A 13,580-nucleotide genomic window follows, 5' to 3' on the forward strand; every position below is an offset into this window, starting at 1 on the left:
AGTATTCACCAGCCTTTTACTTTTACTTTTTCATCAGGATAGATTCCCCATAACTGTGGTTGTTGAAGCCATCCGCGCGTATTATTAATATTTAATTCGCACCATTGTCCATCACATTGGCGGATATTACCAATGACATTAGGTTCTACTTCTGCCACAAGTTCTGCGTTGTCGGTGGGATTTTTTCGTAGCATTAGTCTTTTAGTTTTATCTTTTTGCCATGGAATAGTTATAGCAGTTCGCTTTCCCGATAAAAGCGATTGATACACCCACCCCTCATCGCCTTCTGCATCACGAATTTTGCGCCATTGATCATATTCTTGAATGATTTCAATAGGTAAGCCCTTCTTTTTGTAGGTAAAAATGATAGAATAGTTGCTTCCTGGTCCGACGCGTACATTAACGCTGGTGGGTTTAATCGAAGCAAATCGCGGAAGTGGTAAACCACTGGGCCCTAAATTTTGATTAAATGTTTGTGCATGCAACAAATGAGGTGAAACGAATACAATGACTGTTGCTATTAAGATACATGATGCGAGTATTGAAACGCGAAACCAACGAGAATTTTGCACACCGAACTCCTTTATTTCATCATATATTGGAAATTTAAAATCTGAAAGATAAGACTGGAAACTGATAAAAAGTATGACACACTGCTCGTTAAAGAGATCTAAACGATTAGAAAATTGCTACAAAAATATCAAAATAAGGAAAACAAAAGCTTGTATTTCTTAGTGCATATCTTGTTTATGAGAAAATAACTGTAAATAAAATTGGATTTTTATGGAGCTATATGCATACGTAATAAAATAGTAAAGTATATTTGGATCGTAGCAATTTTTGTGCAGTAGATTAGGGTTGAAGTGTTGTATCTCTTTTCTGGGTTTATTTTTCGAAATAAAAATATAGGTATACATATTATGAACAAAAAACTGTTCAGTGAAGGGGTTATTGTATAGCTTGAAAAGAAATTTCAAATGAACCAAATAATACGATGAATGAAACATTTAAGCGTAAAAATATGAGCAACATTATAGAGTAGATTGATATATGAAGGGCTAACAGGACACTTTTTCGTGATAATCCATTTTATAAAATTTGCTATAATCTTATGCCATGATAATGCTTATCCGTATTAGTAGATAAGCGGGCTTCATCGTTCTATTTACCAGCTTTCAATGTTATGCAGTTCCTATTATTTATGGTGTTCATAAGAAGCCTTTTTGTTTTTTCTTAAATAGCTTTTATTCTATTTGCGTACGAATCCCGCTTATGATGTACAAGAAAATAATCTTCATTGATTCAATATGAGAAGGTGTTGAGAAATTTTATGTTATTAAGAATTATTACTTAATATGAAAAATGATTACTTATAATAACAAATCTCCGCATTAAAAACTTTAACTCGTTATTTAAATTTTAAAAATATTTCCATCAAAAATGGTAATAAAAGGCACATTCATCCATATTAAAAAACAGAGTTTTCTCTGTTTATTATCAATTTTCTTTTTCTCTAACTCAGTATAGAAGAAAGTTGAATGAAATAGAAAGGCTTATTCGATACATTTATAAGGGGAATTACATAAGTGATAGATAAAAGAAATTTATCAAGAAAAAATCTGTAGTGCAGTGGTTGAAATTCGTCATCCTTTAGAAGAGACAGAGTCAAGAGATATAAAAGTTATGGAATTATATCGTTTTGTTACATAACGGAAGGGAAAGAGGATTATGAATTTGATATCATATATCTTACACACAATTGCATATTGCGATAGTTATTTTTGTTTTGTAATCAGACCTAGGATGATCGAAAGATGTAGAATATTTAATGACAAAATTCATCATGAAACTTGTACATAAGAAGCAAGCTATTTAAGAGATATCCAGAAGGAAAAAAGTTATAGCAAAAAATGATAATAAAACACCTCATACTCAATTCACATAGAAAAAAGTCGCTTAAATATCTAAAGTGTAGTTTGCTATCTATTTTTTAAAATATATAGAGTGAAATAAAAAACATCTCTATGATAGAAACTTTATTATTATTCAAATAACTAACATATTAGATAACATTGTACACAAAGCCCACACATAAGCACTTTATTACAATCGCCTATAAAGATAAAATTTTCTAGTAGCTTATTATCTATTGCTGATACAGTTACATAATATCATAAAGTGTATTACTTTACCGCAACAGCTCGTCCGTTACTAACAAAACCTTCTCTTTGCGCACGCTTACGAGCAAGCTTACGTGTACGACGAATAGCTTCAGCTTTTTCACGAGCACGCTTCTCAGACGGCTTCTCATAATAACTACGCATTTTCATTTCACGGAAGATACCTTCACGCTGCATCTTTTTTTTCAACGCACGGAGCGCTTGGTCAACATTATTATCACGAACGAGTACTTGCACTATCTATCCTGCTTTTTTCAGAGTCATAAATGATAGGAAAAACCTACGTCCTTTTAAAGGCATATCCAAAAGGACAACTGCTTATATCATATAAATAAGACATTTGTCTATATCGCTTTTTAAAATTCTATTCTTTTTGCAATAAAATGCTTTTTATAATGAATGATAGAGTTTACGGTTATAAATTTATGAAAGCCCTTGTATTTGATCATTTTCGTCAAGATGAATTTTTTCAGCCGTGGGATAATGGGGTAGTCCCGGCATGGTCATAACATCTCCACAAATGACCACAATAAAGCCGGCTCCCGCACAGAGACGAACTTCTCGTATAGGAATTTCAAAATCAACAGGAGCACCATATTGCTTGGGATCAGAAGAAAAAGAATAAGGTGTTTTTGCCATACAAATAGGGTAGGCGCCAAAACCTTCTTTTTCCCAAGTTTCAAGTTGTTTGAGAATAGGGGCAGAGATGATGGCGCCACGCCCACCGTATAGCTTTGTTATAATACAATTAATTTTTTGAACGAGGGGAATATCATCTTGATAGAGAACTTTAAAATCAGAATCGTGCTTTTCAATCAAGGTAACGAGTTCTTGTGCAAGTTCTATAGCGCCTTTCCCACCTTGTTCCCAATGCTTACAGATAATAGCTTTGTGTCCAGTTGTTGCAACTATTTTTTGTAATGTTTTTATTTCAGCATCGCTATCGCTGTCAAAATGATTGATAGCTACAACACAAGGAATACCGTAGTGCTTCATATTTTTTATGTGTCGTAAAAGATTGGCTGCTCCTTTTTCTAAAGCGGTAATATTTTCTTCTGTCAGGTTATTTTTATCCAGACCACCATTCATTTTTAATGCACGAATAGTTGCGACGATCACTGTAGCATTTGGTACAATACCTGCTTGCCTACATTTAATATTGAAGAACTTTTCTGCTCCCAGATCTGCTCCAAACCCTGCTTCGGTGACAACATAATCAGCAAGTTTTAAAGCAGTTTTTGTTGCTATAACTGAATTGCAACCATGAGCAATGTTGGCAAAAGGTCCTCCATGAACGAGAACAGGATTATTTTCAATTGTCTGTACGAGATTGGGCTGTATAGCATCTTTAAGAAGAACGGCCATTGCACCTTCCGCATTGAGATCAGCAACGGTGATGGGCGTTTTATCATAACGATAAGCAACAATAATTTTTTTGAGTCTTTGTGTAAGGTTTTCTAAATTTTCAGAGAGACAAAGAAGCGCCATAATTTCTGATGCAACAGTAATATCAAAACCTGTTTGGCGTGGAAAACCATTTGTTATGCCCCCCAATGAAATAACAATATCGCGCAATGCACGGTCATTCATATCCAGCACGCGTTTCCAAACAATGCGACGTGGATCAATGTTTAGAGTATTTCCCCAATAAAGATGATTATCTATCATTGCGGCAAGAAGATTATGAGCAGCTGTAATAGCATGAAAATCACCGGTAAAATGTAAATTAAGGTCATCCATTGGAATGACTTGCGCATAACCACCACCAGCAGCACCACCTTTTACACCAAAACAGGGACCTAAAGACGGTTCTCTCAAGGTAGCTATTGTTTTTTTACCAATAAGATTAAGAGCATCACTGAGTCCAACTGTTGTTGTTGTTTTGCCTTCTCCAGCAGGTGTGGGATTGATAGCTGTGACAAGGATAAGTTTACCATCTGGATTTTTATTAAGCGATTTTATGTATTCAGAAGAAATTTTAGCTTTATCATGGCCATAAGGAATGAGATTTTCATGTGAGATACCAATTTTTTGTGCAATTTCAACAATATGTTGCTTTTTAGCAGTGCGAGCAATTTCAATATCTGTTTTAGGCATGGAAAAATTCTTTAACTTAGCTTTTATTAATGTTCGAGATCTGTACCTCATGGATTAATTAGAAAAATTCATAGAGAACAGAAAACATTAAGATATCATAGAAGTTGATGATATGCCATGCAAGAGATAATGCTAAAGAATCAACTTTGCTTTTAAGCAGTAAAAATACGTTTAATTCAATTAAAAATATTGCGAAAAGAAGCTGTGGTTTGCAACAAAATGCTGATGATATTAATGGATACCATAAGTGTTTTATAGTGGTACGTTTGAGAAGTAGTTTATTTATTCTTTCCAATAACACATTAAAAAAGTTTTACATGGTGGTACACCGGAATTTATGGCGGCACATCTGAAGTCCCTTTTAAGATGGAACTGCTAGGAATAAAAATATTCAGAAATATCTAGTTATGGAACAATTAGAATAAGCACGTAAAAAATTACCTAACTGATTAGAGAGTATAATCCGGAAGAGATCAAAAATAAGCGCATAGATTGAAAAAAGAAAATAACAACACACGCTACTCATGCAATCGCTACGATTATTAGCTAATAAAAACGCCTTAAAGCTGAATTGAAGGACTCATAATATTTTATTCTAGCAAAAAAGACTCACAACAGAATGAAATAACAAAATACAAAAAAACAAATCACAAAATAAAGAATTTAAAAAGTTTGCTTTATAAGAAGATATTGTTGATTAAGAAGATATTGTTGATAATGGCGCACCCGAAGAGATTCGAACTCCTGACCCCCAGATTCGTAGTCTGGTGCTCTATCCAGCTGAGCTACGGGTGCATACATTTCAATTTTTTACATTGTCTAAGACAAAGGGTTCCTAATCGTTTCATTAAAGAAATGCAAGTGAAACTTGAGTCGTCATAAAAAAAATCTCTCTTTTTTATGATATATTTTAAAAAAGGATATAAGATATTATGGCTTCAGTTGGTTTTGATATGAACATTTTTTTGTCATGACCATACAAAGCAATATGAACGATAGTTAACTTGACGTTTTAATCTATGAAAGATAGTCAAGCAGAGATGAGATGTGTTTTTTGCGGTGGGGGTAAGATATACACACCCGCTGTTGGGTTTTTGTGTAAAACGCCGATATTACTGTTGAAAACTATTTCAGATGAACATGACACAGCAAGGGCGGATGTATGGCGTTATTAAAAAAGAGCTTTCCATTAGTGTTTTTAATCGTTGTTTTAACGGTTACTTATTGGGCTGGAAAAAAGAGTGCAGACCAACCCATTTCTATGGTGGATAAAACAAGAGTATCGGATAAAGATTCAAATGAAAAAATGGGAAGGCCACCGGTAAATGTGGTCGTTGATCTTGTAAAAGTTCAAGATCTTTATGAACAACTTAACGTTCTTGGGAGTGGAAAAGCTCTTGCAGAAGTCGAGCTTACCCCTTTATCCTCAGGTGTTATTGATAAGCTTTTTGTATCAGCGGGTACAAAAGTACAAGCCGATGATGTGATTGCAAAGCTTGATTCTAAAAAAGAAGAAATAGCGGCTGCAAAAGCAAAAGTGCAACGTGATAACAATGCGTTAACGCTTTCGCGCATTCTTAAATTACGCGCCAGCAATACAGCAACGGAAGTTCAAGAAATTATGGCGCGCTTAGAGTTGGATAACGCAAATTTAGTTTTGCGTAATGCTGAATTAGATCTCGATCGGCGAACAATTCGAGCACCGATTCCTGGAGTTGTTGGTATTTTGCCCGTTGATGCGGGGAATAACGTGACCCTTAATACTGTAATAGGCCGTATTGAGAATAGAGAACGTATTTTGGTCGATATATGGGCCCCTGAACGATATGTGTCGCGCATCCATAAAGGAGATGAGGTAACGGCAACGTTAATCGCGCAGCCAGATAAATCTTTTGTTGGTCATATTTATGCGATTGATAATATCGTTGATCCAGAAAGTCGCACACTTCATGCTCAGGTTGAAATCAATAATGAAAAAGATACGCTCATGTCTGGTATGTCTTTTTCTGTTGCCTTGCAATTTCATGGTGGTTCTTTTCCTGTCGTTAATCCTCTTGCAGTTCAATGGAATAGTAAAGGGTCATTCGTTTGGCGTGTGAGAGAAGGGAAAGTAGAGGCTATACCCGTATCAATTATTCAGCATAAAGCAGATCAAGTTTTCGTAAAAGCACCTCTAGAAAATGGTGATCAAGTTGTCATTCAAGGAGTACAAATGCTTTATCCAGGAAGTAAAGTAACGATTGATGATCCAAAGTCTCATCAACAGCAATTACCAGCAGTTTACGGAACGGATATACAATGAGCCAAGAATTGAGCACAAAACAGCCGATGTCACAGGCCGAGCAAGGTGGTCTCATTACCTTATTTATTCGCAGACCGGTTTTTACTTTTGTTTTAAATGCTATGATCATCATTGCAGGATTTGCAGCATGGTTAAATGTTGATGTAAGAGAATTACCCGATGTTGATACTCCCGTAACGACGGTTGTGACGGTGTTTTCTGGTGCGTCGGCAGAAACAATTGATCGTGAAGTTACAAAAGTTATAGAAGATGCCGTTTCTCGTGTTTCAGGTGTTAAGACGATTTCTTCAACGTCTTCTTTTGGGCGCTCCCGTGTACAGATTAATTTTAATGTTGGTGTTGATTTGAATGTTGCAGCATCTGATATTCGTGATGCTCTCTCCCGTATTACCTATTCTTTACCGAAAGATGCGGATTCGCCTTTGATTATTAAAGCAGATTCGAATGCTGCTGCCATGATGTATTTGGTTGTGACGTCACCAACAATGAGTGTTGATGATTTAACCACGATTGTAAACGATCAGATTGTTGATGCAATTTCTGCTGTTGATGGTGTTGGTGATGTACAGGTCGATAGTGCTCGCACAAAGATTTTTCAGATTGATATAGATCAAGCAAAACTTGCAAGTTATGGATTAACTGTAGCAGATATTTCACGTGTTCTTGCTGATATGACAACGGATGTGCCAGTAGGATCATTACGCAATTCTAAACAAACTTTAGTTGTGCGTGCTACTGCACGTTTAACAACACCAGAATCTTTTGAACAAGTTGTTTTAAAGCCTCATGTGCATCTTGGTGATGTTGCGCATGTTACTTTATCGCCGGATATAGAAACGGTTATTCTTCGTATTAATGGAAAGACAGGTATTGGATTAGGTATCGTGCGTAAAGCACAATCCAACACTCTTAATATTTCTGAAGGTGTAAGAGCCGTTGTTGATAATCTCAAAAGTATTGTTCCTTCTTCTGTACATATAGACGTTATTAATGACGATGCAGTTTTTATTAAAAGCGCTCTTCATGAGGTTGAAGTTGCGTTGGTCATTGCTATTTTGAGCGTTATCTTGGTCATTTTTCTTTTTCTCAGAGACATTCGTATAACGCTGATACCTGCTGTATCTCTTCCTGTTGCTTTGATTGGTACCATTGCAGCTATTTATCTTGTAGGATTTTCATTGAATATTCTCACATTTTTAGGACTTGTTTTAGCAACAGGGCTTGTTGTGGATGATGCCATTGTTGTTCTTGAGAATATTGTTCGGTGGCGCAACATGGGATTAGGTTCCAGAGCAGCAGCGGTGATAGGAACACGTGAAGTATTTTTTGCTGTTTTAGCAACAACACTGACATTAGTGGCTGTGTTTGTTCCTATTTCCTTTCTTCCTGGGCAAGTTGGAGGTCTTTTTAGAGAATTTGGTTTTGTTTTGGCAATTTCTATTTTGCTTTCTTCAGTTGTTGCCTTAACGCTTTGTCCCATGTTGGCTTCGCGTTTTCTCAAAGAACATATTGAGGAGAAAGAGGAAGAGTCCCATCATTTTGCTTTTTTATATAAATTAGGTACTTTTTTTCATAAGGCATATACTTACAGTTTGCATAAGTGTTTAGAAAAGCCTTGGGCTGTTGTTTTTGCTTCACTTATTTTTGCGGGTCTTTGTGTTGGAGGCTATACGAAGCTACAACAGGAATTAACGCCAGCAGAAGACAGAGCTGTGATCTTTTTGGTTATTAATGGACCACAAGGTATTTCAACACAATATTTGAACGAGCAAATAGAGCAAATTGAAGCAAGTCTACAGCCATTACGTGATGCAGGGGAGATTGCTAACAGTTACTCTATCGCGGGTGCTGGTGGTTCACCCAATACTGCTTTTTTGATTTTATTGCTTTCATCTTGGGATAAACGGTTACGTAGTCAGCAAGAAATCGTGAAAGATGTTAATGCAAAGGTTAAACAGTTTCCCGCAGTTTTTGTATTTGCTGCGCAGGGAAATTCTTTGGGTGTGAGAGGAACTGGGCAAGGATTACAATTTGCAATTCTTGGCAATGATTATGCAACATTACAACCTATTGCTGATAAGCTGGTGAGTACTTTACAAGATGATCCGCGTTTTATTCGCCCACGTCTTACTGTTGATGCAACACAACCGCAATTTTTTATTGAAATCAATCGAAAAAAAGCCTCCGATTTAGGGATTGATATCACCAATTTGGGCGATACATTACAAACAATGTTGGATGGTAAAAAGATTGGTTCCATTAACGTGGATGATCATTCTTACGATGTTAAATTGATATCGCGTACAAATTCTATGAAGAGTCCTAGCGATTTAGAAAATATTTTTTTAAAAACCAAAGACAATCGATATGTTCCTTTATCGGTTATTGCGCGTTTACATGAAAAAGCTATTGCTCCTCAATTAAAACGGGAAAAACGCATGAGTGCTGTTATTTTAAGCGCAAATCTTGCTCCAGATATCGCTTTAGGGGAAGCTTACCAAACTGTACAGAAAATTGCTTCTCCTTTGTTATCAAAAGGGACCTACTTGGTTCCCTTAGGGGAAGCCGAAACGCTTAATGAAACATCTTCCAATTTTATGATTGTTTTTGGCATTGCTTTTTTGATTATTTTATTGATTTTGGCTGCTCAGTTTGAAAGCTTTATTTCAGGATTCATTATCATGGCCACTGTCCCATTAGGGATTGGTTGTGCTGTAATTGCTATGCTATTAAGTGGTGTAAGTCTTAATATTTACAGCCAAATTGGATTAATTTTGTTAATTGGTGTTATGGCAAAAAATGGTATTCTCATTGTTGAATTTGCAGATCAATTACGCGATCAGGGAAGAAGTGTGCGTGAAGCCGTAGAAGAAGCAGCAAACATTCGCCTTCGTCCAGTTTGTATGACAATGATTTGTGCCATTTTAGGAGGTATTCCTTTGGTTTTGGCCAAAGGTGCTGGCGCAGAAGCTCGTATAGCTTTAGGTTGGGTTATTGTTGGTGGCTTAGGTTTAGCAACTATTTTTACGCTTTATGTTACACCGGTTGTTTATCTTTTTTTAGGGCGTTTTATAAGACCAAAAGCAGAAGAAGATTTACGTTTAACAAAAGAACTCAATCAAGTTAAATGATGTGTATGATAGAAAAGATTTGAAAGTTTATTCTTGTAAAAATATCATTTTCGGATCTTATCCTTTATATTTTGTATATTCCTTCATTTTTATGTGAGCAGTGAAAATAGCGAGCAATAAAGGAGATGCTTTCTGCTTTGTTATTGTTTGGGCATAGATTTCATTATCAATAACTGTATAGGATAACCTTATGGGAGATAGCTTTTCGATTCGAAATGAAAAGGCTTTTGAAGCCACATTAAAAGCTTTAAGAAACCATGCCGCAAAGGATGGGGTTTATGATATTCGTCGGCATTTTGTAGAAGATGAACAGCGTTTTTCCCATTTTTCCCTCAGACTTGATGATCTTCTTTTCGATTTTTCAAAATGTGGGGTGACATTTAAAACATTGCAACTTTTAGATGATTTAGCGGTCGCAGCAGATGTGTTAGGCCGGCGTGATGCAATGTTTTCTGGTAAGGCGATTAATACAACGGAAAAACGCTCAGTTCTTCATATTGCATTACGTTTACCTGCTGCTGAAATTTTCATGTTGGATGGTCATAATCTTATTCGTGATATTCAAGACGTCCTTGAAGATATGGAAAGATTTTCTGAAAAGGTGCGTGATGGCAGCTATAAGGGAAGCAGTGGCGAGAGAATAAGTGATATTGTCAATATTGGTATTGGTGGTTCTGATCTTGGTCCTGTAATGGTCACATACGCCTTAAAACCTTATCATGATGGTCCACAGTGTCATTTTGTTTCTAATGCTGACAGTGCGCATATTTCTGATATTCTCTCTGTTTTAAATCCAGCAACAACGCTGTTTATCATTTCTTCTAAAACTTTTACAACGGCTGAAACAATGGTAAATGCTCAAGTTGCACGTCAGTGGATTTGTTCACATTTAGGAGAAGAAGCCGTTTGTACGCATTTTGTTGCTGTTTCAAGTGCTCTTGATAAAGTGGCAGAATTCGGCATAGATTCCACAAGAGTTTTTAAATTTTGGGATTGGGTTGGAGGGCGTTATTCAATTTGGTCAGCTATCGGTCTTATTGTTATGTTAGCAATAGGAGGGCAGAATTTTCGCCAATTTCTGAAAGGCGCCTTGCAGATGGACCAACATTTTAAAATAGCGCCTTTGCATAAAAATATTCCTATTCGATTTGCTCTTTTAGGGTTTTGGCACCGTGTTATTTGTGGTTATTCATCACGTTCGATTATTCCTTATGCACAGCGTTTAATACATTTTCCAGCTTATTTACAACAGCTTGATATGGAATCAAATGGTAAGCAAGTCTCGCTGGATGGAAAACCATTAAGTTTTTCAAGTGGTCCAATTGTTTGGGGGGCTTCAGGAACAAATAGTCAACATGCTTTTTTTCAGCTTCTGCATCAAGGAACAGATATTATTCCTGTAGAATTTATTTTGTTTATAAAAGGGCATGAGAAAAATTTACATTCTATGTATGAGATGTTGCTAGCAAACGGTTTGGCACAATCAAAAGCATTGATGAAGGGGCGTAGTATTGAAGATGCTCGGCATATCTTGATAAAAAATGGAGTTGATGAGGGTGAGGCAGATCATTTAGCACTTCATAGAAGTTTTAAAGGAAACCGTCCCAGTATTACGCTGGTTCAAGATTTATTAACACCTTTTGCACTCGGTCGTCTTATTGCGCTTTATGAACATCGTACTTTTGTTGAAGGGATTTTAATGAATATTAATTCATTTGATCAATGGGGTGTTGAACTTGGTAAAGAATTAGCAAACGAGTTACTACCAATTCTTCGTGGAGAAAGTAAAGCGGATAATCGTGATAGTTCAACATTAGGGTTGCTGGCACATATTCAGGCAAGACGTGCAAAATAAATATAATTTTACAGTAGTTTTTGTACTAACTAAGCAAAAGTAGAATGAGAAAGAAATATGAGATAATTCTTTAATTTTACTATGCGTTCTCTTATTATCTGGATTAGATTTATATAACAGAAAATCAAAAAAGTGTAAAAATTGTAAAAATGAGAATTTATTCGCAAAACGATAAAGACCTTTGAGTGGTCTTTGAAGACCCTTTGAGAACACCTTTAAAACTCTTTGAAAAAAAATAAATTGGTACAAAAACTAGTGTCAAATTATACAAAACCCGCTGGCAATCTACAACCGGCAAGCTACGATTAAAGACAGTTTTAATAATATCGCTTTATAAACTGTGGCGGAGAGAGAGGGATTCGAACCCTCGATATGGTTTCCCATATACACGCGTTCCAGGCGTGCGCCTTCAACCACTCGGCCACCTCTCCAGAAGTTTGCACTATACCCAGAAAGAAATAACGTGCAAGTCTAAACTACACATTCAAAACCCAAAAAACAAATTCATTTATTAAAGTAATAGCTTATATCTGTTGAATAACAAGCACATCCCTTCTTTTTAAGAAAAAACTTTTTTCGTGGATAGGTTTGTAGAATACAATAATGGGAATAAAAAAATTGTCACCAGTTATAAACTTTCATGCTCATTTACGCACTTTCTGCTTCACAAAAAAATACTTCTCTTAAAATTGGCATACAATCCATGGTTTTACATAACCAAATCATTAAATACCTCTCGCTTCACACCATTGATTACCCTAATAATAAATAGAATAATAACGATATAAACTTCTTATATCCCTAATATTAAAATTGTTTATTCAGATAATAAATTTCATTTCAATAAAATCATTTTCAACCTCCTTCTTGTCTCCAAGGATGAAAGTCCTTAATCACTATAACTTTGATTACAAACAACTCTTTCTTGAAATGAGATCTACCTGCTAATCACTTTTATGTTTAAGACAATATATAATATATTGACTTATAATGATAAATTATCGTTTACACATCATAAAAACCTCGAATATCGTAAATTTTTCTCATCAGACCCCCTTTCATATTGAATGAATTAAAATCACTTGCTTATGCGTCATAGGAAGGGATGATATGTGGGGGAAGAACATTTTAAGAGAGGATAAGTGCCTCTTATGCATTTTTTTAAATAGCACGAATTTTTGCAACATTGAGAGTTGTAAAATAGTGTGATGGTGTCAGTCTTCTCTTTCATAGGATTACATAATAAGCTCTACTCTAAATCCTCTATTCAATGTCACACTTCTATATTTAGTTGATACTAAAGAAAATAAAATTCAGACAAAAAAACTTTGCATTTTTAATTTAATATGTATGAATATATCTTATTTTCTGAAATGAAAAAATAGTCTCATTTTGGTCAAATACAAAATCATAAAAATGCAAACCTGTTTTCATTTTTACCATATATTTTTAAATTCAGCTTTACAGTTTTCAAAATATCTAAAGTAGTCTCCATTATTTAAAAGAGAGTACGTATTACTTCATACTTTTGATTATCGCATTCTTTAAGTGGGATATGGTCTCATAACAAAACAGAATACTCTAAAAATATATTTTTTTCTCATCCACACGTTTGTTAAAAAACATCTCTTAAAGCTTGTCACATCTACCTCATACGGTGTCTATGAGTGGTATAAAATTTATTGGATAGCATCATCTTTTCTTAAATAAAAAGGAAAAGCCAAGTACGATCACGCTATTTATCCCCTAATGTTACAACATCCCCTGCTATTTAAGAGAATGCATAAAAGGCATTTATTCTTTCCTAAAGTGTTTTTATCCATACATTACTCCTCCTTGTAATGTATAAAAGAATAATTTTTATTAATTGAATATAGAGAAATTTAAAACGAACAAACCTTACGATATTTAGAGCTCTCATTATGTAAAACGATAAATTACCATTATAAATTAATATGTTGTTAATAATCGTCTTAAAGGATAATGTTTTACAGCACTAAAGATCTGATTACTGT

At 35.2% G+C, this 13,580-nt stretch carries 6 protein-coding genes and 2 tRNA genes; 3 read left to right on the plus strand and 5 right to left on the minus strand.

The annotated features are described in order from the left end of the window. Positions 1-5: 5 nt before the first annotated feature. The 4 genes from ACFIJJ_RS01100 to ACFIJJ_RS01115 form a co-directional block, all read right to left on the minus strand. The gene (locus ACFIJJ_RS01100; protein ID WP_375621952.1) at positions 6-572 is read right to left on the minus strand and encodes an SH3 domain-containing protein; all 567 of its coding nucleotides are present in this window, start codon (positions 570-572) and stop codon (positions 6-8) included. A gap of 1,611 nt (positions 573-2,183) precedes the next feature. Further along, positions 2,184-2,417, minus strand: a complete 234-nt coding sequence (rpsU, locus tag ACFIJJ_RS01105; RefSeq protein WP_100128225.1) for a 30S ribosomal protein S21 — start codon at positions 2,415-2,417, stop codon at positions 2,184-2,186. Between the two features lie 186 nt (positions 2,418-2,603). After that, complete coding sequence (locus ACFIJJ_RS01110) at positions 2,604-4,277, minus strand: formate--tetrahydrofolate ligase (RefSeq protein ID WP_375621951.1); 1,674 nt, start codon at positions 4,275-4,277, stop codon at positions 2,604-2,606. Positions 4,278-4,995: 718 nt separating this feature from the next. Continuing rightward, a tRNA-Arg gene (locus ACFIJJ_RS01115) sits at positions 4,996-5,072 on the minus strand. Positions 5,073-5,439: 367 nt separating this feature from the next. On the opposite strand from ACFIJJ_RS01115, the gene ACFIJJ_RS01120 reads away from it, so the two are divergent. From ACFIJJ_RS01120 to pgi, 3 genes are all read left to right on the plus strand, one after another. Then, positions 5,440-6,579 (plus strand): efflux RND transporter periplasmic adaptor subunit, encoded by a 1,140-nt coding sequence (locus tag ACFIJJ_RS01120; RefSeq protein ID WP_375645686.1) that lies wholly within the window; start codon positions 5,440-5,442, stop codon positions 6,577-6,579. After that, positions 6,576-9,710, plus strand: a complete 3,135-nt coding sequence (locus ACFIJJ_RS01125) for an efflux RND transporter permease subunit (protein WP_375621949.1) — start codon at positions 6,576-6,578, stop codon at positions 9,708-9,710. Before ACFIJJ_RS01120 ends, ACFIJJ_RS01125 begins: the two co-directional genes overlap by 4 nt. Before the next feature lie 190 nt (positions 9,711-9,900). Continuing rightward, positions 9,901-11,565: a glucose-6-phosphate isomerase gene (gene pgi, locus ACFIJJ_RS01130; protein WP_375645688.1), complete on the plus strand. Its 1,665-nt coding sequence runs from the start codon at positions 9,901-9,903 to the stop codon at positions 11,563-11,565. A 341-nt stretch (positions 11,566-11,906) separates the two neighbouring features. Here the strand turns inward: pgi and ACFIJJ_RS01135 are convergent. After that, a tRNA-Ser gene (locus ACFIJJ_RS01135) sits at positions 11,907-11,996 on the minus strand. Positions 11,997-13,580: the final 1,584 nt, after the last annotated feature.

Source organism: Bartonella sp. TT29SHDZB (genome assembly GCF_042193395.1).
GTDB lineage: Bacteria > Pseudomonadota > Alphaproteobacteria > Rhizobiales > Rhizobiaceae > Bartonella.